21 protein-coding genes are annotated in these 19,899 nt (G+C 60.5%); 13 read left to right on the top strand and 8 right to left on the bottom strand.

All coding sequences use genetic code 11. From position 1 onward, the window contains the following. Nucleotides 1-3: 3 nt before the first annotated feature. Nucleotides 4-489 (bottom strand): DUF3592 domain-containing protein, encoded by a 486-nt coding sequence (locus QRN33_RS04560; RefSeq protein WP_083354302.1) that lies wholly within the window; start codon nt 487-489, stop codon nt 4-6. A 152-nt stretch (nt 490-641) separates the two neighbouring features. On the opposite strand from QRN33_RS04560, the gene QRN33_RS04555 reads away from it, so the two are divergent. Continuing rightward, entirely contained in the window at nt 642-1,328 is a 687-nt protein-coding gene (locus QRN33_RS04555) for a GNAT family N-acetyltransferase (RefSeq protein WP_285407385.1), read from the top strand. Between the two features lie 63 nt (nt 1,329-1,391). On the opposite strand, the gene QRN33_RS04550 is transcribed toward QRN33_RS04555, so the two are convergent. Continuing rightward, nucleotides 1,392-1,832, bottom strand: a complete 441-nt coding sequence (locus tag QRN33_RS04550) for a hotdog fold domain-containing protein (RefSeq protein WP_042609257.1) — start codon at nt 1,830-1,832, stop codon at nt 1,392-1,394. A gap of 160 nt (nt 1,833-1,992) precedes the next feature. Here QRN33_RS04550 and QRN33_RS04545 point away from each other — a divergent pair, with 160 nt between their 5' ends. Then, nucleotides 1,993-2,616, top strand: a complete 624-nt coding sequence (locus tag QRN33_RS04545; protein ID WP_285407383.1) for a TetR/AcrR family transcriptional regulator — start codon at nt 1,993-1,995, stop codon at nt 2,614-2,616. Nucleotides 2,617-2,732: 116 nt separating this feature from the next. On the opposite strand, the gene QRN33_RS04540 is transcribed toward QRN33_RS04545, so the two are convergent. Continuing rightward, a complete protein-coding gene (locus QRN33_RS04540; protein WP_285407381.1) occupies nt 2,733-3,674 on the bottom strand; it encodes a class I SAM-dependent methyltransferase in 942 nt (313 codons plus the stop codon). A gap of 200 nt (nt 3,675-3,874) precedes the next feature. Here QRN33_RS04540 and QRN33_RS04535 point away from each other — a divergent pair, with 200 nt between their 5' ends. The 4 genes from QRN33_RS04535 (at nt 3,875) to QRN33_RS04520 (ending at nt 6,605) form a co-directional block, all read left to right on the top strand. Next, the gene (locus tag QRN33_RS04535; protein WP_042609260.1) at nt 3,875-4,294 is read left to right on the top strand and encodes a response regulator; all 420 of its coding nucleotides are present in this window, start codon (nt 3,875-3,877) and stop codon (nt 4,292-4,294) included. A gap of 57 nt (nt 4,295-4,351) precedes the next feature. Continuing rightward, entirely contained in the window at nt 4,352-5,020 is a 669-nt protein-coding gene (locus QRN33_RS04530; RefSeq protein ID WP_285407378.1) for an HAD-IA family hydrolase, read from the top strand. A 352-nt stretch (nt 5,021-5,372) separates the two neighbouring features. After that, nucleotides 5,373-6,170 (top strand): SDR family NAD(P)-dependent oxidoreductase, encoded by a 798-nt coding sequence (locus tag QRN33_RS04525; RefSeq protein ID WP_285407376.1) that lies wholly within the window; start codon nt 5,373-5,375, stop codon nt 6,168-6,170. Between the two features lie 21 nt (nt 6,171-6,191). Then, nucleotides 6,192-6,605 (top strand): SRPBCC family protein, encoded by a 414-nt coding sequence (locus QRN33_RS04520; protein WP_285407374.1) that lies wholly within the window; start codon nt 6,192-6,194, stop codon nt 6,603-6,605. A gap of 128 nt (nt 6,606-6,733) precedes the next feature. Here the strand turns inward: QRN33_RS04520 and QRN33_RS04515 are convergent, their stop codons facing one another. Both QRN33_RS04515 and QRN33_RS04510 read right to left on the bottom strand, forming a co-directional pair. Beyond that, nucleotides 6,734-8,128, bottom strand: coding sequence for a sensor histidine kinase (locus QRN33_RS04515; protein WP_285407373.1), 1,395 nt, complete (start codon nt 8,126-8,128; stop codon nt 6,734-6,736). Then, nucleotides 8,106-8,789, bottom strand: coding sequence for a response regulator transcription factor (locus tag QRN33_RS04510; RefSeq protein ID WP_083352472.1), 684 nt, complete (start codon nt 8,787-8,789; stop codon nt 8,106-8,108). Before QRN33_RS04510 ends, QRN33_RS04515 begins: the two co-directional genes overlap by 23 nt. Nucleotides 8,790-8,987: 198 nt before the next feature. Here QRN33_RS04510 and QRN33_RS04505 point away from each other — a divergent pair, with 198 nt between their 5' ends. From QRN33_RS04505 to hcnC, 6 genes are all read left to right on the top strand, one after another. Further along, nucleotides 8,988-9,290, top strand: coding sequence for a YdcA family protein (locus QRN33_RS04505; RefSeq protein ID WP_064363598.1), 303 nt, complete (start codon nt 8,988-8,990; stop codon nt 9,288-9,290). Between the two features lie 189 nt (nt 9,291-9,479). Further along, complete coding sequence (locus tag QRN33_RS04500; protein WP_016775227.1) at nt 9,480-10,409, top strand: hypothetical protein; 930 nt, start codon at nt 9,480-9,482, stop codon at nt 10,407-10,409. 220 nt (nt 10,410-10,629) lie between these two features. Next, entirely contained in the window at nt 10,630-11,169 is a 540-nt protein-coding gene (locus QRN33_RS04495; protein ID WP_042609267.1) for a hypothetical protein, read from the top strand. Nucleotides 11,170-11,407: 238 nt separating this feature from the next. Beyond that, a complete protein-coding gene (locus QRN33_RS04490; RefSeq protein WP_042609268.1) occupies nt 11,408-11,722 on the top strand; it encodes a (2Fe-2S)-binding protein in 315 nt (104 codons plus the stop codon). Next, entirely contained in the window at nt 11,719-13,128 is a 1,410-nt protein-coding gene (gene hcnB / locus QRN33_RS04485) for a cyanide-forming glycine dehydrogenase subunit HcnB (protein WP_285407366.1), read from the top strand. Before QRN33_RS04490 ends, hcnB begins: the two co-directional genes overlap by 4 nt. After that, nucleotides 13,121-14,380, top strand: coding sequence for a cyanide-forming glycine dehydrogenase subunit HcnC (gene hcnC / locus QRN33_RS04480; RefSeq protein ID WP_285407364.1), 1,260 nt, complete (start codon nt 13,121-13,123; stop codon nt 14,378-14,380). The genes hcnB and hcnC overlap by 8 nt, the downstream gene beginning before the upstream one ends. A gap of 115 nt (nt 14,381-14,495) precedes the next feature. On the opposite strand, the gene QRN33_RS04475 is transcribed toward hcnC, so the two are convergent. Continuing rightward, nucleotides 14,496-16,304, bottom strand: coding sequence for a monovalent cation:proton antiporter-2 (CPA2) family protein (locus QRN33_RS04475; RefSeq protein ID WP_064363593.1), 1,809 nt, complete (start codon nt 16,302-16,304; stop codon nt 14,496-14,498). Nucleotides 16,305-16,555: 251 nt separating this feature from the next. Between QRN33_RS04475 and QRN33_RS04470 the strand changes: the two genes are divergently transcribed. Continuing rightward, nucleotides 16,556-17,470 (top strand): LysR family transcriptional regulator, encoded by a 915-nt coding sequence (locus tag QRN33_RS04470; protein ID WP_064363592.1) that lies wholly within the window; start codon nt 16,556-16,558, stop codon nt 17,468-17,470. On the opposite strand, the gene QRN33_RS04465 is transcribed toward QRN33_RS04470, so the two are convergent. Both QRN33_RS04465 and QRN33_RS04460 read right to left on the bottom strand, forming a co-directional pair. Further along, complete coding sequence (locus tag QRN33_RS04465) at nt 17,460-18,230, bottom strand: substrate-binding domain-containing protein (RefSeq protein ID WP_285407363.1); 771 nt, start codon at nt 18,228-18,230, stop codon at nt 17,460-17,462. The genes QRN33_RS04470 and QRN33_RS04465 overlap by 11 nt on opposite strands. Nucleotides 18,231-18,243: 13 nt before the next feature. Continuing rightward, nucleotides 18,244-19,536 (bottom strand): MFS transporter, encoded by a 1,293-nt coding sequence (locus QRN33_RS04460; protein ID WP_016775219.1) that lies wholly within the window; start codon nt 19,534-19,536, stop codon nt 18,244-18,246. Between the last annotated feature and the right edge of the window lie 363 nt (nt 19,537-19,899).

Raw genomic sequence — 19,899 nt, 5'->3', positions numbered from 1 at the left:
CGTTCAGTAGTACCGGTCTTGTTCCTTCATCGCCTGAATCTGCCAGAACGTCCGACCGGAAATCAGCAGGAACAGCAGGGCGAGGATCACACCGCCGGTCATGATGTAAAAACCTGCGCGGTAGCTTTGCAGCTGGGTGGCGATGGCGCTTTTTTCCGGCATCCATGGCGAGACCAATAGGGCAATCGGGCCGTTGAGTTCGTACTGGGTGTGTTCGGCGTAGCGTTCGTCGACGAAATCACCTTCATGAAGCTGGCCGTGTTCGTCGGCGTAGCGATAGTGAATGATCTTGCCGTTCTTGTTCATCATGATCGCTTCCAACTGCGTGACAGTGCCGTCGGTTTGCGCGCCGTTGAAATTCAGCAGCGCATACAGAATGCCCTGATGGCGCGCCATGCCGGCCAATAACAAGACCACGCAGCAGGCGACGGTGAGCATGACGATGCGGTTGTAAAGATGATCTTTTGCGGCTTCGCGCGGGTAATACATGGCCCGATCCTTGGTGGTGAAATGAAGGGTGATCGTTACATCGGCCTTCGGCACCGGATCTTTAAACGGCGACCGATCCTGTCACGGTATGATGTCGCGGTTCGTCGACGGCTCTGATCATCGGCAACGTTTTTTACCGCCGGAGTTTGCTCATGCCACGCATCACCCACTACACCTCCCCATGCCCCGAAAGCGTCAACAGCCAGATCCTGCAAATGGTCGTCGACTACCTCACCGACATCAGCGCGGTGGGCCTCGGCCCGAGCAATCTGCTGTACAACGTTTATCAGTACGCGGTCGGTTACGAGGTGCATCTGTACCTCGAAGCCTTGAATGGCCAGAAGGGTACCGAGGTGGAGTTGCTGGTGGCCACTGACGATGAGGATCCGGAGCAGGTCATCGGGTTTCTCATCTGTCTGCCGGTGCAGGGCGATTGGGAGGCGTGTAGCGTCGCTTATATGGCGGTGCGGGAGGGGCATCGGCGTCAGGGGGTGGCGCGGGCGATGCTCGCGCACATGGTCGGGCGCTATCCGCATGCGGAGCTGGCCTGCAGCATCGGCAAGGTGCCGTACTTCGAGGCGCTGGGGTTTGAAGTGATCGGCCAGCGCGAGACGCAGGTGCTGATGAGCACGCGGCATTATCGAAGCAATGGCTTGCGCGGCTTTATCGACACCACGCCCATCTACCGTTCGCTGGAAGTGCAGCAGATTCACACCTACCTGCTGCAGAAGAACGGCAAGCGCGCGATGCTCGATGCGGAAAAACAACGCGACCGGCATCTGGATCAGACCAGTCGCCACGTAGAAGAATTTGTCCGCCAGCGCCTGGCCCTGCACTGATCCACCGCCAATAAACAGCCCTTGCCGCGCACTCCGCAGCAAGGGCTTTTTTGTGCTGCAATCTCAACCGAGCTTGACGTTCATGGTGATGCGCGCGGTGAAGACTTTCTTGCCTTCGGTATCGTGAATGTCGACGTTGACCACCTTGTCGCCATCGCTTTGCCAATCCACGCCTTCAGCACTGGCCACGGCGGTGACGTCGGTTTTCGCCTTGGCCAGGTATTCCACGGTCATGCCTTTGGGAATCCAGCGCGCGCCGGCCGGGATGGATACGTCGGTCATCATTCCGCCGGCCAGTTCCGCCGCATTGCACATGGCGATCGCATGCACCGTGCCGAGGTGATTGGTGATTTCCTTGCGAAACGGCACCTGCACCGTGGCGGCATTCGGACGCAGCTCGGAGATCAGCGGATTGATGCTGCTGAAGTACGGAGCGAATTGGCAGGCCATTTTGCTGAATGCATCAGGGCCGACACTGTTGAACATGCTGAGAGATTGACTCATGGAAAGCCTCGTTTAGGGTTTTACAGAATGATGTTCCGTTACAGAATAATGTTCTGTAACGGAACGGTATTCTGTTCGCGGCAAATCTGTCAACCTAGGCGCGATTTATTCGCGGGCACTCAACGCCTTATTCAAAATTTGTTCTCGGACCACAAGCAGCATGGACACCGCCGATCTACTCGAACGCAGCTACCCCGGCCGCCGCGCCGAACTCAAACGCGATATCTTTCGCAAGGCCCTGAGCCTGTTCAATGAACAGGGGATCGAGGCGACCACCATCGAGATGATTCGCGCCGAATGCGACACCAGCGTTGGCGCGATCTATCACCATTTCGGCAACAAGGAAGGGCTGGTCGCGGCGCTTTTTTTCACTGCGCTGGAGGATCAAGGGCGTTTGCGGGACGCGTATCTGGACGCGGCCAATACCACCGAAGAAGGCGTGCAGGCGCTGGTATTCAGCTATGTCGACTGGGTCGAGCAACAGCCGCAGTGGGCACGATTCCAGTACCACGCACGCTTCGCCGTAACCAAAGGCCCGTTCAAGGACGAACTGGCCGAGCGCAACAAGACGCGCAATCTGCGCTTGCGCCAGTGGTTGGCCGAACCGGGTCGCGCTGCCGAGCTTCAGGAATTGCCTGCCGAACTGCTGCCATCGCTGATCATCGGGCAGGCGGACAGTTACTGCCGGGCCTGGCTGGCAGGGCGGGTGAAAGGCAGCCCGACGGACTATCGCGAAATGCTTGCGCAGGCGGCATGGCGGTCGATTCGCGCTGAGGTCTGCTGAGCACCTCCCCCTGTAGGAGTGAGCCTGCTCGCGATAGCGGTGTGTCAGTTAACCATTTGCTGACTGACACACCGCTATCGCGAGCAGGCTCACTCCTACAGGGGATTGCTGTTGTGTCAGCTGATGCGCTGGAAGACCAGGGCTTTCAGGCCACTTTCTGGGTCGATATCGGGAAACTCCGGCGGATTTTCCAGTCGTTGTTCGAAGCGCAGGCTTGGCGCTTCCTGGGTTACGCCGTCAATCAGAAAGTCCGAACCGAACGACGGATCGTTCATGCACGCCAGCACCGTGCCTTGCGCGGTCAACAGTTCCGGCAAGCGGCGCAGCACACGTTGATAGTCCTTGGTCAGCAGAAAACTGCCTTTCTGGAACGACGGCGGGTCGATGATCACCAGATCGTACGGGCCGCTGTTGATCACCTTGCCCCAGGACTTGAACAGGTCGTGACCGAGGAAGCTGACTTTGCTCAGGTCGTGGCCGTTCAGCCGATGATTGTCGCGACCACGGCTCAGGGCCGCGCGGGACATGTCGAGATTGACCACATGACTGGCGCCGCCCTCGATCGCTGCTACGGAAAAGCCGCAGGTGTAAGCGAACAGGTTCAATACCCGCTTGCCCGCCGCTTGTTCGCGCACCCAGTTGCGGCCGTAACGCATGTCGAGAAACAGACCGGTGTTTTGCTTGCGGCCCAGATCGACGCGGTACTGCAAGCCACCCTCGACGATGGTCATTTCCTCGATTTCCTCGCCGATCAGCCATTCCGCTGTGCTTTGCGGCAGGTAACGATGCTGGATCAGCAGGGTTCGCGCGCCGGACTGCTGCCATTCGCGTGAGGCGGCAAGTTGCAACAGTGAATCCCTCAGATGTTGCAATTGATCAGGCACTGGCTCCTTGAACAGCGACACCAGCACCACGCCATGCAACCAGTCCACGGTCAGCTGTTCCAGCTCCGGCCAGCAGCGCCCGCGGCCATGAAACAAACGGCGGGTTTCGCTGGGTGCCGCTGCCAGCGCGGGCAGCAAATGGGCGTGGAGGGTGGCGAGGGCTTCAGGGTTCATGGATTACGGTTCGGCCTTTCAAAGGGCCGGCATTTTAACCACAAATGAGGGTTGCAGACGGCCGCTGCACTTCGAAAAACAACACCTTGGAGAAATCTGCTGTATCAAAAATGAATTTCTACAACACGCGCTGCTCATACCAGATAAGCAGCGGATTCAAAACCGCTATTCAAAAAATGTAATTCGGGGGAGTGCTGTTCATGTGCCCTACATCTACGTCGAGCGCGCACCTTCCTGGCGGGTTGATTCTGGTTGTCGAGGACGATCCGTTGATTCTGGAGTTTCTCTGCGAAATTCTCCAGGAGGAAGGGTTCAAGGTCGAACCGCAAACCAGCGCCGACGCCGCCTCACTGTATCTGGAAGAACACGCGGCGAACGTCGCACTATTGCTGACCGACATCACCATGCCCGGCAAGCTTAACGGCGCCGACCTGGCGAATCTGGTCGGCGATCGCTGGCCGGAAAAGCCGGTGATGGTCATGTCCGGCTATGAAACGCCGGAGACCTCCGGGGTCAAGCATTCGGTGGCGTTCATCAAGAAACCGTGGGCGATCGGTCAGTTGCTCGACTGTGTGGAAAGTGCGTTCAAATCCAAGGCTCCGCATCCGCAGCTGCATTGACAAGTGCTACATTGCCGGGCCTGTCTGCCCCGGCCATCTGTCAGAGGATTTGCTCTTTTGTCTGCACAAGCATCGGTTTTTGATCGCGCATTCGCTGCGTTTCTGTTCGACATGGACGGCACCGTCCTTAACTCCATCGCCGCCGCCGAGCGCATCTGGTCAGCGTGGGCGGTGCGCCATGGCGTGGAGGTCGAGACGTTTTTGCCGACCATCCATGGCGCGCGGGCGATCGACACGATCACCCGCCTCAATCTGCCGGGCGTGGATGCCGAGCAACAGGCGGCGTTCATTACCGCTGCGGAAATCGAAGATGTTGAAGGCATTGTCGAAATTCCTGCGGCAGCGGCGTTTCTCAATGGTCTGCCGAAAGATCGCTGGGCGATGGTGACGTCGGCGCCGCGGGATCTGGCTCTGCGCCGGATGGCGGCGGCGGGGATTCCGGAGCCGGCAGTGATGATCACGGCTGAAGATGTGAAGGCCGGCAAGCCTGATCCGTCGGGGTATCTGCTGGCGGCGAAAAAGCTGGGGGTCGAGCCGGCTGACTGTCTGATTTTTGAAGACGCGACGGTTGGTATTCAGGCTGCGGAAGCAGCGGGCGCGGCGTTGATGGTCATCACCACTACGCATCAGCATCCGATTGAAACGGCTCACGCTACGTTGGCCAGTTACGATGCGATCGGCGTCAGGGTCGACAGCGAGGGTTTGCTTCGCCTGACCGAAATCTGATCTTTTCTGAAAAGCCCCTCACCCTAACCCTCTCCCGGAGGGAGAGGGGACTGACCGGGGGATATTCAGGTAATACGCCGACGTGAAAGGTCTTCTCTGAATCCATAATCGCTATGGTCTTTCAGGTCGACGGCAAATTCAGCACAACTCGGTCGGTTCCCTCTCCCCCGGGAGAGGGCTAGGGTGAGGGGCTGCGTTCTGCCAGGCGCAGAAAATTCTCGAACCAGGCAACATCCCCGTCACCGGTCGGCAGCTCAATCATGCCGGCAATATCGCAACTACGCTGATCCATGCTTCTGAAATCGTCGCCAAAGTCGAGCGCGGTGAAACCCCTTGCCAATGAGGTAAACGCATGAAGATTGATCTGAGTGGAAAACTGGCCATCGTCAGCGGCAGTACCGCCGGCATCGGTCTGGGCATCAGCCAGTCGCTGGCCGAAGCCGGGGCCACGGTGGTGGTGATCGGTCGCGACACGGCCAAGGTCGAGCAGGCGCTGGCGAGTATTCGCCAAGCCGTGCCGGGCGCGCAGCTGCGCAGTTTGACCGCTGATCTGGGCACCGCCGAGGGCGCGGAAAAACTCTTCGCCGCTGAGCCGCGCGCTGACATTCTGGTGAACAACCTCGGCATCTTCAACGACGTCGATTTCTTCGAAACGCCCGACAGCGAGTGGACGCGCTTCTACGAGGTCAACGTGATTTCCGGCGTGCGCCTGGCGCGGCATTACGTGCCGGCGATGGTCGAGCAGGGTTGGGGCCGGGTGATCTTCCTGTCATCGGAATCCGGCGTGGCGACGCCGGCGGACATGCTCAATTACGGCGTGACCAAAAGTGCCAACCTCGCAGTGTCCCACGGCCTGGCCAAACGTCTGGCTGGCACCGGAGTCACGGTCAATGCGATCCTGCCGGGGCCGACCTTTACCGATGGCCTGCAGGACATGCTCAAGGACGCGGCCGCCGAGTCCGGGCGCGACCTGCGTGACGAAGCCGACGCCTTTGTGCGCAAGGCGCGTCCGACCTCGATCATCCAGCGCGTGGCGGATGTGTCGGAGGTGGCGCATCTGGTGACTTACATCGCTTCGCCGCTGTCCTCGGCCACCACTGGCGCCGCGTTGCGCGTCGATGGCGGTGTGGTCGACAGCCTGACTATCTGAATTTTTCAAAAGAGAGGTTTTATGCCAACAGCATCCGCAACCATCGACATCCCGGTCTCGGCCGATCAGGTCTGGCAATTGATCGGCGGCTTCAACACGCTGCCGGACTGGCTGCCATTGATCACCAACAGCGAACTGAGCGAAGGCGGGCGCGTACGCACCCTGAAGACCGCTGACGGCGGCGTGGTGGTCGAACGTCTGCAGACCTTCGATAACGCCGCTCGAACGTACAGCTATTCGATCGAACAGGCGCCGTTCCCGGCCAGTGATTACCTGGCGACGATCAGGGTTGAAGCCCAAGGGCAGGGGGCGCGGGTGACGTGGTCGGGGCGCTTCAACGCGGTCGGCGTGAGCGATGAAGAAGTGGTGGCGTTGTTCAACGGCATCTATCAGGGCGGGCTCGATGCCCTGCGGGCCAATTACCCAACCAGATGACACCGCAACCCCCTGTAGGAGTGAGCCTGCTCGCGATAGCGTCGTCCCAGTCGATACCTATGTTGACTGACACACCGCAATCGCGAGCAGGCTCACTCCTACAGGGGGGGTGCGTTTCAAGTTCGGAATCAGGAGTTTTCAATCAAACTCTGCCGGCAATCCAGCACCAGTTTCGCCCCACCCAGATCACTGCCGCCGACCTCAAGACTGAAGCCGTGCAGGCTGACAATCGCCGCGACGATCGACAGTCCGAGGCCAAAACCACTTTGCGGCTGGCCACCTTCAGTGCGATAGAACCGCTGAAACACCGCCCCACGTTCAGCCTCGGGAATCCCCGGCCCTGAATCATGCACCTCGATCCGCGTCTGCCCGTTCGCATTGACCCCACGCAGCATCACCGTGCCGCCGGGCGGGGTGAATTTGATCGAGTTGCTCAGCAGATTCGCCAGCGCTTCGAACAACAACGCCCGGTCGCCATTGAGCGGCGGCAGCGTCTCCGGCATGTTCAACTGGAAACGCAGATCGCCTTCCTCGGCCAGCGGCAGGTAGAACTCGTGCAACTCTTCCAGCAGTTGCACCGGATCAAGCTCGACAAAGCCGGAACGACGCTGGCGATCTTCCAGTTCGGAAATCCGCAACAGACCACGAAACCGCGCCATCAGCGTATCCGCTTCAGCCAGTACCAGATCCAGTTGCGCCGCTTCCTGCGAGCCTTCGCCGGCCTGTTGCTGCATGCGATACAACTGCGCGCGCAAGCGGGTCAGCGGGGTGCGCAAATCGTGGGCGATGTTGTCGCAGACGCCTTTGACCTCGTTCATCAAGCGCTCGATGCGCTCGAGCATGGCGTTGACGATGGCGGCGAGCATGTCCAGTTCGTCGCGGCGATTGGACAGCGGCAAACGGTGCGTCAGGTCACCGGCAACGATCGCCTGGGCGCTGTTCTGAATCGCCCGAATGCGCTGCAACGGCCGGCGCCGCAGCAGATGCCAGCCAGCGATGCCCGGCAGGATCGTCAGTGACACGCCCCAGAACAACGCGTGCAGAATGATCCGGGTGACCGCAAACAACGAGCCATTGTCGCGCAGCAACACCAGCCAGCGCCCGTCACGGGTTTGTGTGGCCACCGCGTCGCAGCTGTCGCTTGGCAGGGTCGGGTCGTCGGAATCGGCGCACTCGGCGAGCATGTGGATCTTGCCGTCCAGCGGCAGTCCTTCGGGGATTTGTTGCAGCGCACCGCCCAGGTAATTGCCCTGGGCGTCGAACAGACCGTAGGCGTCGATGCCGCGAATGTCGAAGGTCATGCTGGCGGCGAGGGCGTCTTCCAGCTGCTCGCCGCGAAAGTGCGAGAACAGGTGCTGACGTTGCATCAACGAGTGTTTGGCGAGCTTGTCGAGGTAGCCGGACACCTCGTAGTACATGACCCCCATGAGGATCGCGCTCCAGGCCACGAACAGCGTGCTGTACAGCGCCAGCAAGCGACTGCTGGAGGAGCGCCAGCCGTCAGACGGGTTCGGCAATGACATAGCCCGAGCCCCGTACCGTGCGGATCAGCGGAACATGGCCCGCAGCGTCGATCTTCTTGCGCAGACGGCCGATGTGCACGTCGATCAGGTTGGTGCCCGGATCGAAGTGATAGCCCCAGACCTCCTCGAAGATCATCATTCGCGAAAGAATCTGGCCGCTGTTGCGCATCAGAAACTCCAGCAGTTTGTATTCGGTCGGCAGCAGCGTCAGCACTTGCTCGGCGCGGCGGGCTTCGTGGCTGATCAGGTCGAGTTCGAGGTCGGCGACTTTTAGCGTGGTGGCCTGGGTGGCAACACTGTTCTGCCGGCGCAGCAACACTTCGACCCGCGCGGCCATTTCATCGGTGGCGAACGGCTTGGTCAGGTAGTCATCGCCACCCGCGCGCAAGCCGCGCACGCGCTCATCGACATCGGAGAGGGCGCTGATCATCAGAATCGGCGTCACCACGCCCATGGTACGCAACGTGGTGACAATCGCCAGGCCATCGAGCTCGGGCAACATGCGATCGAGGGTTATCAGGTCATAGTTGCCGCTGACGGCGCGGTCGAGGCCTTCGCGGCCATTGTCGACCCAGTCGACGTCCAGCCCGTGGCTGCTCAGTTCGGCGACGATTTCCCGCGCGGTCACGGCGTCGTCTTCGATGGTCAAGATACGAGTCATAGGCAGGCCTGCTGATCGGTTCAAACGGAATGGCAGCATTTTGCCAAGAAATTACCGTGACGCTTTAAATTAACTTTCATGTTGTCGCTGCCATTCGCCGGGTCGGGATCCTTGGTTGTCGGAAGATTGATATCATCTGGCCATAAATCTAACAGGAGTAGGGCTGTGACTAAATTGATTCGCCGTGGCTGGAAACCAATGGTCCTGCTCTTGCTGCTGTTTACCAGCATTCTCGTTCAGGCGGCCAATACCCCTTGTTCCGGCAAAAAAGGCGGGATTGACCGTTGCGACGGCGATCTGTTTCTGTGCAATGACGGCTCCATCAGCGGTTCGAAGAAGAGCTGCGCGGCAATGTTTGGCGAGCGCCAGGAGGCGCGACCGCAAAACTTCCTGCAAAGCGACGATGGCTGCGCCTGCGGAACCAGCTCATTTTGCACAGGACCCCGTGGTGGGGTGTATTGCCTGACGCCCAGCGGGAAAAAGAGCTACAAGCGAAAATGATCGACCAAGCCAATGCATAAAACCCGCTGTATTTCGGCAGGTGTTGCAATTTGCAACGTCCTCAGAAGTTCATCTTTTATAAAGCATTGAAAAACAAGGGTTTATTTAGATGTTGTAACTGGCACGGTCACTGCAATTCCTCACTTGACGAGTTGTAACACCATTTTTCATGCCTGGAGCAGCACAACAATGAACAGATCCCCTGATGGCTATTATCCTGCCGTGGAAGAGTCGAGCAGTGTCTCAGGCGTGTCCTGGGGCGCGATCTTCGCGGGTGCAGCGGCTGCCGCAGCACTGTCGATGATTCTGGTACTGCTCGGCTTCGGCCTGGGCTTTTCGGCTGTATCACCGTGGGCCGGAGAGGGCGTCAGCGCCAAAGGCCTGGGCATTTCGACGATTGTCTGGCTGGCGGTAACGCAGATCATTGCCTCCGGCATGGGCGGCTATATTGCCGGCCGTCTGCGCGTGAAGTGGGCCAACATGCACGGTGACGAAGTCTACTTCCGCGACACCGCCCACGGCTTCCTCGCCTGGTGCGTCGCTACGCTGGTCACGGCTGTGCTGGTTGTCGGTTCGGTGAGCAGCGTCGTCAGCGGTGGTGTGCAGGCCGGTGCCAATGTAGTCGGCGGTGCTGCCGGTGCGATGAGCCAGGCCGCCGGCTCGGCTGCTGCCAACACTGACAGCGATCAGTACGGCTACTTCGTCGACAGTCTGTTCCGCGATGATCGTCCTGCTGCCGTCAGCGACGACGCCGCCCGCGGCACCGTGACCCGCATCTTCGCCCAGAGCCTGGCCAACGGTCAGCTCAGCGCCGAGGATCGCACCTACCTCGCACAACTGGTGTCGCAACGTACCAACCTGAGCCAGGCCGATGCCGAGCGTCGTGTCGACGAGATCTACGCCAACACGCAGAAAGCCATCGCTGACGCGAAACTGAAAGCTCAGCAAGCAGCTGACACCGCCGCGAAAGTCGCTGCCTACACCTCGCTGTGGATGTTCGTAGCGCTGCTGGCCGGTGCGTTCTTCGCCAGCCTCGCAGCCACTTTCGGCGGTCGTCGTCGCGATGCGGTCGAGTACGTTGAAGTCGACACCTACACCACTACCACTCCGGTTCGTTAAAAAGGAGAGTCACCATGCGCTCATTACTGCTGTTCTTCCTCGGCGTACCGATCCCGATCATCATCCTGATCGCCCTGTTCGTACACTGATCCCTCTGAGGCAGGATGCCTCTGCCGCTTTCATCTTCGGGTGAAAGCGGCTTTTTGCTTTCTGCGGGGCCAAAAGCGAAAATCCCCGCGCAAAGCGGGCGTTCCGCTTTTTCACTTTAAGGATGAGTCAGTTGGACAAGAAGGAAATCAAACGCCAGGTCGCCGAAATGCTCGATGCCGGGCGCTCGAAAACCGAAACTTTCAAGGCCTTCTCCGGTGGAGCGCTGAAAGACAAGGCGCTGGCCTATCTGATCGGTTCGCGCCCGGATCCGGATCTGCTCGAACGCCACGCCGGCAAGATCAAGATCCTCCTCGGACTGACTTACGTTCAGGCCCTGATCGGTCTGGTGGGTGGCTATCTCCTCGGGCTGACCATCAGTACCGGTTTTGCCATCGGACTTGGTTTGTTCGCCGGTGGCGTGCCTTTGCTCTTTGCCTGGGGTTTTTATCGCAACGCGGCTCATGCTTACACGGTGTACGTGGTGCTCTCGATCAGCCAGGTTCCGCGCATGTTCAAGGAATACGGGGATGACCCGACCGGTACGGTGATCGGCGTGGCAATCACCCTGGCGATGATTTTCTACGTGGCCTGGCTGAAAAACCTGCTGTTCCCCGACCTTGGTTTCTTCGGCGCAAAGAAAATCAAAGGCCAGTTCGTCTTCTCCAATTGATCGTTGCCCGTCCCGCCAATTTCATTGGCCTGGATCAGTATTTCGCCTGGCGATATCACCTACCGTAAATGACCCAGGCCTTTGCTGAGGTATGAGCTACAGTGCTTGTCGCGCACCTTGTTGCGCTGACGAAGTAGCCGCGTCGACGTTGAAAACACAGCAATAAAAGCGTCGACGAGGCGTAGTGCAGCAAGGAGCTGACACAACCTCAACCGAATCTTCACGGACGAACACCGTAATGAACTGCCTAGAAAGAACCTTCGATATCCAGCCCTTGGTGCAGGCGGACATGACCGTGCACATCAATGGCCAAGCGGTCAGCGCCGCTATCGGCGAAACCGTCCTCAGCGTCATCCAGTCCCTCGGCGTGCGTCAGATCGCACGCAACGATCACGATCAGATCAGCGGCGCCTATTGCGGCATGGGCGTGTGCCAGTGCTGTCTGGTGAAAATCAACGGTCGCCACAAGCGCCGCGCCTGTCAGACCGTGGTGCGTGACGGCATGCTGGTTGAAACCCAGGTCAACCGCGTCGTCGCGCAGGAGGTCGTATGAGCCTGCAACCGTTGATTGTTGGCGGCGGGCCGGCGGGGATGGCGGCGGCCATCGAGCTGGCGCGTCATGGGGTGCGCTGCACCTTGCTCGAAGAGGCCTCGCGCCTCGGTGGGGTGGTGTATCGCGGGCCGTTGCGCGATGGCGTGCAACTGGATTATCTCGGGCCGCGTTACTCGGAAGCGCTGGACAAACTGCACGGTGAATTTCAGCAGCAGTCGGGGCTGATCGATGTGCGCCTCAACCATCGTGTGGTAGGCGCCGAAGGCACTCGCGCAATGGTGGTGCTTGACGGCGATGAACAGCTGCACGAGATCGCTTATCCGCAGCTGCTGCTGGCTGCCGGTTGTCACGAACGCAGCGTGCCGTTTCCCGGCTGGACGTTGCCGGGAGTGATCCTGCTTGGCGGTCTGCAATTGCAGATCAAGAGTGGCGTGGTCAAGCCGCAAGGGCCGGTGATCATCGCTGGCACCGGGCCGCTGCTGCCCTTGGTCGCGACGCAATTGCATGCCTCCGGCGTGCGCGTCGCCGGGGTGTACGAGGCTTGTGCGTTCGGCAAGATCGCCCGGGAGAGTCTGGCGCTGCTGAACAAGCCGCAACTGTTCCTCGACGGCTTGAGCATGCTCGCTTATCTGAAATTGCACGGCATTGCGATGCACTACGGCTGGGGTGTGGTGGAAGCCCACGGTGAAGGCGAGTTGAAAAGCGTCAGCGTCGCGCCGTATTCGGCGACCTGGGAGGCGGATCTGTCGCGGGTCGAACGCTTCGAAGCGCAGACGCTGGCGGTCGGTTACGGTTTTATCCCGCGCACGCAATTGAGCCAGCAGATGGGCCTCGATCATGGTTTCAGCGACGACGGCTACCTGCGTGCCCACGCGAATGACTGGCAACAAAGCAACGTGGCGCATGTGCATCTGGCCGGCGACATGGGCGGGATCCGTGGTGGTGAAGCGGCGATGCTGGCCGGCAGGATCGCCGCCACTTCCATCCTGCTGCAACGCGGCGTGCTCGACGCCGAACTGGCCCGCGTGCGCCGCGATCGCTTCGCGAGCAAACTCAGAGCCATCGTGCGCTTTCGTGCGGCGGTGGATCGCTACACCGAGCGCGGCGTCGGTCAGATTGCTCTGCCTGCGGCCGACACGGTGATTTGCCGCTGCGAACACGCGACCCGCGCTGACATCGACCTGGCGCTGGAGCAGGGCGTGCAAGACATCGCCAGCCTGAAAATGCGCACCCGCGTGAGCATGGGCGATTGTCAGGGGCGGATGTGCGTCGGCTATTGCAGTGATCGCCTGCGTCAGGCCACCGGACGTCAGGATGTCGGCTGGCTGCGGCCGCGTTTCCCGATTGATCCGGTACCGTTTTCCGCGTTCCAGTCCCTCGGCAAGGAGGGCGCTTGCCATGAGTAAGTTCTACGACGTGGTCATTGCCGGTGGCGGCGTGATCGGCGCGTCCTGCGCCTACCAATTGTCCAAGCGCAAAGATCTGAAAGTTGCGCTGATCGACGCCAAGCGCCCCGGCAATGCGACCCGCGCTTCGGCTGGCGGTTTGTGGGCGATTGGCGAGTCGGTCGGCCTCGGTTGCGGGGTGATCTTCTTTCGCATGATGTCGGCCAATCGCAAGCGCGCAACCCAGGGCGCAGCGGTGGCGGTAGACGCCAGTACCCCGCATATCTTGCCGGAATCCTTTTTCGATTTTGCCTTGCAGTCCAACGCTCTTTACCCGGCGCTGCATCGCGAGCTGAAAGACAACCACGGCATGGATTGCAAGTTCGAAAAGACCGGGTTGAAGTTCGTGATCTATGACGACGAAGACCGGCTCTATGCCGAGCACATCGTCGGGTGCATTCCGCATCTGGCCGATCAGGTGCGCTGGCTCGATCAAGCGGCGTTGCGCGCGGCGGAGCCGAGCGTCAGCCATGAGGCGCGCGGGGCGCTGGAGTTTCTCTGCGACCATCAGGTCAGCCCGTTCCGCCTCGCCGATGCCTATATGGAAGGCGCGCGGCAGAATGGCGTCGACCTCTTCGTCAACACCAACGTCACCGGCGTGCTGCATCACGGTACTCGCGTCACGGGTGTGCAGACGGCGGAGGCGGGGGTGTTTCATTGCAAGACGCTGATCAACGCCGCCGGCGCCTGGGCGGCGGATCTGAGTGAGTGGGCGACGGGGATTCGTATTCCGGTGAAACCGGTGAAAGGCCAGATTCTACTGACCGAGCGAATGCCGAAAATCCTCAACGGCTGTCTGACCACCAGCGATTGCTACGTGGCGCAAAAGGACAATGGCGAAATCCTCATCGGCAGCACCACCGAAGACAAAGGCTTCGACGTCACCACCACCTTCCCGGAGATTGCCGGGCTGGTGCAGGGCGCGGTGCGCTGCCTGCCGGAGCTGGCGGACGTCAACCTCAAGCGCACCTGGGCAGGACTGCGTCCGGGGTCGCCGGATGAGCTGCCAATCCTCGGGCCGATGCGTGGGGTCGAGGGGTATCTGAATGCCTGCGGACACTTCCGCACGGGGATTCTGACGTCAGCGATCACCGGGGTGTTGCTGGACAAACTGGTGAATGACGAGCCGCTGCCGCTGGATATCACGCCGTTTCTCGCGGATCGGTTTGAAGTGGTACCGGTCAAACCGACACTGGAATTAGAACTGGCCTGACACCGATCCCCTGTAGGAGCGAGCCTGCTCGCGATAGCAGTGTGTCAGTAATGAATAAGTCGACTGACATATCGCCATCGCGAGCAGGCTCACTCCTACAGGTTTTGTGCAGGGCTCAGGTGTTGCGGGATTCTTCTTCGAGCTGATCCGATTCGAACAGTTTGGCCAGTTCCGCCCGGGCTTCCTGGGCGGTCTGCAGGACTTTGGCGGCGTCGTCGTAAACGGCGTGCTGCGCCTCCAGCACCTGTTCGTCGTGATGCTTGAAACGCTTGATCCGCGCATCGGCCTGGGCTTGCGTCAGACCGAGGCCGACCAATGTGCGACGGCTCATTTCCAGACTCGAATAGTAGGTCTCACGAATCGCCTCCGCGCCCACATCGATCAAGCGATGCACGTGCTGGCGGTTACGCGCGCGGGCAATGATTTTCATGTGCGGATACAGCTTGTGCACCACCTCGGCAGTCTTGATGTTGGTCTCCGGATCATCCGTGGCGATGACAAAATATTCCGCCTCGCCAACCTTCGCCGCGTGGAGAATTTCCGGGCGCATCGGGTCGCCGTAGAACACCGGCACACCGCCGAAGCTGCGCGACAGTTCGATGGTTTCTACCGAGGTGTCCAGCGCGACGAACTTGATGTTCTGCGCTCGCAGAATCCGCGCCACGATCTGGCCCATCCGGCCCATGCCGGCAATCACCACGCGCGGCGCTTCGGTGTCGATCTCGCGGAATTTTTCCGGCACTTCCACCGGCTGCACTTTCGGGCTGACCAGCCGCGCGCAGATCAACAGCAGCAATGGCGTCAGCGCCATCGACAGGGTGATGGTCAGCACCAGCAGGTCGTACAGACGCGGCTCGAACAGGCCCTGATCGCGACCGATCTTGAACACCACAAACGCAAACTCACCGCCGGCAGCCAGAACGATACCGAGGCGAATTGCGCTGATCTTGTTCAGCCCGCCGGCCAGACGCCCGACGACAAACAGCAGCGGCAATTTCAGCCCGATCAGCAGCAGGGTAAGGCCCAACACGGTGATCGGCGCGCTCAACAACAGGCTGAGATTGGCGCCCATGCCGACGCTGATGAAGAACAGCCCGAGCAGCAGGCCTTTGAACGGTTCGATCTGCGCTTCCAGCTCATGGCGATATTCCGAATCCGCCAGCAGAAGACCGGCGAGAAACGCCCCCAGCGCCATCGACACACCGACCAGATCCATCAGCCACGCCGTGCCGATCACCACCAGCAACGCGGTGGCGGTGGACACTTCCGGCAGGCCGGTTTTCGCCACCACGCGGAACACCGGACGCAGCAGATAACGCCCACCGATCACCACCACAGCAATGCCGCCGAGCACCTGCAGGCTGTGGCGGATATCGTCGGCGGTGCTGGTGTGGTGATCGACGCCAGCGAGCATCGGCACCAGCGCAATCAACGGAATCGCGGCGATGTCCTGGAACAGCAGAATGGCAAACGCCAGACGCCCGTGGGGACTGGTCAGTTCCTTGCGTTCGGCGAGGCTTTGCAGGCCAAAAGCAGTAGAAGACAGCGCCAGACCGAGGCCCAGCACAATCGCGCTGTTCAGCGGCTGACCGAACACCGACAGCGCCAGCCCGCCGATCACCGACGCGGTCAGCAGCACCTGCGCCAGGCCAACGCCGAACACCGATTTGCGCATCACCCACAAGCGTCGCGGCGACAGCTCCAGGCCGATGATGAACAGCAGCAACACCACGCCCAGCTCGGAAATATGCGCCACGCTTTGCGGATTACCGATCAGGCCCAGCACTGACGGGCCGATGATCACCCCGGCAAACAGATAACCGAGCACAGCGCCCAGTTGCAGACGTTTGGCCAAAGGCACGGTGAGCACCGCCGCGAACAGAAACACGACAGCGGCTTGCAACAGATTGCCTTCATGGGGCATTGGAACGACTCCTGACTACGGGTACGGCGGGGGGTGGCAAGGATAAGGGTTGACCGGATTTCAGATCCACCAAAGATCCCTTGTAGGAGTGAGCCTGCTCGCGATCGCGGTGGAACAGTCGACATCATCCGTGACTGACAAACCGCTATCGCGAGCAGGCTCACTCCTACACTGGATTTCCGGTGTCGCTGTAATAATTTGCATCAACTGGTTACATTCATAACCCCTGCGCATCAATTTCCGGAAACGCCATGGCCATCAACTTCGACCTCAACGACCTGCAAGCCTTTCGCGCGGTGGTCGAGCAGGGCAGTTTTCGCAAGGCTGCCGACACCGTGCGCCTGTCGCAGCCGGCGCTGAGTCGGCGCATCGAAAAGCTCGAAGACGCCCTCGGCGTGAAACTGTTCGAGCGCACCACGCGCAAGGTCAGCCTGACCCAGGCCGGACGCGGTTTCATGCCTAGCGTCGAGCGGTTGCTGGATGATCTCGACATCGCCTTGCTCGGCATCAGCGAAGTCGCCTCGACCCGTTTGGGGCATGTCACCGTCGCCTGTGTGCCATCGGCGGCGTACTACTTCATGCCGCGCGTGGTCGCGCGCTATCACCAGCAGTTTCCACGGATCAAAGTCAAAGTCCTCGATTCCAGCGCGCATGATGTGTTGAGTGCGGTGGTCAATGGCGAGGCGGATTTCGGTTTGAGTTTTCTCGGCACGCAGGATGCCAAAGTCGAGTTCGAACCGCTTGTGCAGGAGTGCTATGTCGTCGCCTGTCGCCGCGATCATCCGCTGGCCGGGCGCAGCAGCGTCAGCTGGGACGAGTTCTATCAGCAGGATTACATCGCGCTGGACAAGACCTCGGGCAATCGCTTTCTGCTTGATCAGGCCTTGGGCGGGGTGGTGCCGCAGCGTCAGAGCATCTGCGAGACGCGGCACGTGACGACGATGATCGGCCTGGTGGAGGCGGGTTTGGGCGTGGCGGCGGTGCCGTTGATGGCGATGCCCGGGCCGGACCATCCGATCCTGACGCGGGTGCCGCTGACCGAGCCGCAAGTGATGCGCAGTGTCGGCATCATCAAGCGCCGGGATCGCACGTTGACCCCGGCGGCATTGGAACTGGAGCGGCTGGTCGTCGAGATGCGCGTCCAGCCGCCAACGATCAGCGCTTGACCGAATCCAGTCCGGTGGCCTGCACGTCAGCCTGAGCGGCCGGTGCAGCGAGGTAGGCGAGCAGGGCTTTGGCCTCTTCCGGATGCTCGGCCTTGACCGGAATGCCCGCGGCAAAACGCGTCACCGACTGCACCGATTCCGGAATCTTCGCGACGAAGCTCACGCCCGGTACCGGCAGCAATTCGCTGACCTGCTGGAAGCCCAATTGATAGTCGCCCGTGGCAACCACCGAACCGACCGGGATCTTGGCGATCATCTTGGCTTTCGGTTTCAGCTGATCTTCGATACCGAGTTTCTTGAACAACTGCTGCTCGATATACACGCCGCTGGCGCTGTCGGAGTACGCCACCGATTGCGCCTCGAGCAGTGTTTTCTTCAGGCCATCGACGCTGCTGATGTCCGGTTTCGCTGCACCTTCACGCACCACCATACCGATCCGCGAATCCGCCAGTTCAACGCGGGACGCCGGGTCGACCTTGCCCTGTTTGATCAGTTCATCAAGGGCGTAACCGACCATGATCACCACGTCGGCGTGCTCACCGCGCGCCAGACGATTGGGGATCGCTTCCGGTGCCTTGCCCATCGACGGGCCGAGGCTGGTGGTCAGGGTGTTGCCAGTCGCAGCGGCGAATTTCGGCCCGAGGATCTTGTAGGCGGCAGTGAAACCACCGGAGGTCATCACGCTGAGTTCTTCGGCCTGGGCCGCGACGTTGAAGGCGAGACCGGCGAGCAGGGCGGTGACAGTAAAGAGTTTTTTCATGGCGAGTTTTTCCTCAGGCCGCGACAGGTTGCAGACGACCACCGGCACGGCGGTACAGATAAAGCGTGGCGCACAGTGCGCACAGGGCACCGATGCTCATCCAGTAACCCGGCGCGGCTTTGTCGCCGGTGTACTGGATCAGGAAGGTCGACATCGCCGGGGTGAAGCCGCCGAAGATCGCCGTGGCCAAGCTGTAGGCCAACGAGAAACCGGCGACGCGCACTTCCACCGGCATGATTTCGGTCAGCGCCGGAATCATCGCGCCGTTGTACAGACCGTAGATGAACGACAGCCACAACAACGACAGCAGCATGTTGGTGAAGCTCGGCGCCTGCACCAGGAACGACAGCGCCGGATAAGTCGTGGCCAGGGCCAGCAGGGCCATGCCGATCAGTACCGGGCGACGGCCGATGCGGTCCGACAACGCGCCGCCAATCGGCAGCCAGAAGAAGTTCGACACACCCACCAGCAACGTCACCAGCAGCGCGTCGGAAGTGCTCAGGTGCAGCACGGTTTTACCGAAGGTCGGCGCGTACACGGTGATCAGGTAGAACGCGGTGGTGGTCAGCGCGACCATCAACATCCCGCCAAGCACCACGCCCCAGTTCTGACCCAGGGTGCGGAATACTTCGCGCATGCTCGGACGATGTTTGCGCGCGGCGAACTCTTCGGTTTCCGCCAGGTTGCGGCGCAGGAAGAAGATGAACGGAACAATCATGCAACCGACGAAAAACGGAATGCGCCAGCCCCAGGCAGCCACTGCTTGTGGCTCCATCCACTGGTTCAGACCGTAGCCCAGCGCAGCCGCCACGATGATCGCCACTTGTTGACTGGCCGACTGCCAAGCGGTGAAAAAGCCCTTGCGGCCCGGCGTGGCGATCTCGGACAGATACACCGAAACACCCCCCAGTTCCGCACCGGCGGAGAAGCCTTGGAGCAGCCGGCCGATCAGCACCAGCGCCGGTGCGAACAAGCCTATGGTTTCGTATCCGGGCACCAGCACGATCAATATCGTGCCGCTGGCCATGATCGACAGGGTGACGATCAGACCTTTGCGCCGACCGACATCATCGATGTACGCACCGAGCACGATGGCGCCCAGCGGGCGCATCAGGAAGCCTGCGCCAAACACCGCGAAAGTCATCATCAGGGAGGCGAACTCGCTGCTCGCCGGGAAGAACACCGCCGCGATCTGCGTGGCGTAGAAGCCGAACAGAAAGAAATCGAACTGTTCGAGGAAGTTGCCCGAGGTCACCCGGAAGATGGCACCGGCCCGCGAGCCGTTGGTAGGGATTGAGGCTGTCATAGAAAAGTACTCCACCGCTTTTATGACGTGCGCTACGGAGAAGCGGCGCACGGTTTTTATTGAGGTGGATGGTGGCGCAGATGTAACAATCTGTTAATTGCATTGTTGGCATGGATTGATGCGTGTTGCGGATCAATCCGTTACGTGGAGCGCTGTCAATGTGGGAGCGAGCCTGCTCGCGAAGGCGTCTGGTCAGGCGGTGATTTTTGCAGGTCGACCGGGTACATATCCGTTGCTGCGGTAACGGCGGCTTAGGGTTCCGCCCTTACGGCGGGTCACCTTTTTCAAACGCCGGAGTGCCGGCCCAGCAAAAAGGTAACCCAAAAGGCTTGCTCCTGCGTTCGGCCCTCGCAGGCTCGGGTT

It is taken from the genome of Pseudomonas sp. FR229a, assembly GCF_030209115.1.
GTDB classification, from domain to species: Bacteria; Pseudomonadota; Gammaproteobacteria; order Pseudomonadales; family Pseudomonadaceae; genus Aquipseudomonas; species Aquipseudomonas moraviensis_A.
Note: the sequence above shows the minus strand (reverse complement) of the source record. Positions and strands in the feature narration are given on the sequence as shown.

Excerpts from the sequence above, each read along its gene's own strand:
- QRN33_RS04560 (WP_083354302.1), bottom strand. The coding sequence starts at position 489 with ATGTATTACCCGCGCGAAGCCGCAAAAGATCATCTTTACAACCGCATC.
- QRN33_RS04555 (WP_285407385.1), top strand. The coding sequence starts at position 642 with ATGCCACGCATCACCCACTACACCTCCCCATGCCCCGAAAGCGTCAAC.
- QRN33_RS04550 (WP_042609257.1), bottom strand. The coding sequence starts at position 1,832 with ATGAGTCAATCTCTCAGCATGTTCAACAGTGTCGGCCCTGATGCATTC.
- QRN33_RS04545 (WP_285407383.1), top strand. The coding sequence starts at position 1,993 with ATGGACACCGCCGATCTACTCGAACGCAGCTACCCCGGCCGCCGCGCC.
- QRN33_RS04540 (WP_285407381.1), bottom strand. The coding sequence starts at position 3,674 with ATGAACCCTGAAGCCCTCGCCACCCTCCACGCCCATTTGCTGCCCGCG.
- QRN33_RS04535 (WP_042609260.1), top strand. The coding sequence starts at position 3,875 with ATGTGCCCTACATCTACGTCGAGCGCGCACCTTCCTGGCGGGTTGATT.
- QRN33_RS04525 (WP_285407376.1), top strand. The coding sequence starts at position 5,373 with ATGAAGATTGATCTGAGTGGAAAACTGGCCATCGTCAGCGGCAGTACC.
- QRN33_RS04520 (WP_285407374.1), top strand. The coding sequence starts at position 6,192 with ATGCCAACAGCATCCGCAACCATCGACATCCCGGTCTCGGCCGATCAG.
- QRN33_RS04515 (WP_285407373.1), bottom strand. The coding sequence starts at position 8,128 with ATGTCATTGCCGAACCCGTCTGACGGCTGGCGCTCCTCCAGCAGTCGC.
- QRN33_RS04510 (WP_083352472.1), bottom strand. The coding sequence starts at position 8,789 with ATGACTCGTATCTTGACCATCGAAGACGACGCCGTGACCGCGCGGGAA.
- QRN33_RS04505 (WP_064363598.1), top strand. The coding sequence starts at position 8,988 with ATGGTCCTGCTCTTGCTGCTGTTTACCAGCATTCTCGTTCAGGCGGCC.
- QRN33_RS04500 (WP_016775227.1), top strand. The coding sequence starts at position 9,480 with ATGAACAGATCCCCTGATGGCTATTATCCTGCCGTGGAAGAGTCGAGC.
- QRN33_RS04490 (WP_042609268.1), top strand. The coding sequence starts at position 11,408 with ATGAACTGCCTAGAAAGAACCTTCGATATCCAGCCCTTGGTGCAGGCG.
- hcnB (WP_285407366.1), top strand. The coding sequence starts at position 11,719 with ATGAGCCTGCAACCGTTGATTGTTGGCGGCGGGCCGGCGGGGATGGCG.
- hcnC (WP_285407364.1), top strand. The coding sequence starts at position 13,121 with ATGAGTAAGTTCTACGACGTGGTCATTGCCGGTGGCGGCGTGATCGGC.
- QRN33_RS04475 (WP_064363593.1), bottom strand. The coding sequence starts at position 16,304 with ATGCCCCATGAAGGCAATCTGTTGCAAGCCGCTGTCGTGTTTCTGTTC.
- QRN33_RS04470 (WP_064363592.1), top strand. The coding sequence starts at position 16,556 with ATGGCCATCAACTTCGACCTCAACGACCTGCAAGCCTTTCGCGCGGTG.
- QRN33_RS04465 (WP_285407363.1), bottom strand. The coding sequence starts at position 18,230 with ATGAAAAAACTCTTTACTGTCACCGCCCTGCTCGCCGGTCTCGCCTTC.
- QRN33_RS04460 (WP_016775219.1), bottom strand. The coding sequence starts at position 19,536 with ATGACAGCCTCAATCCCTACCAACGGCTCGCGGGCCGGTGCCATCTTC.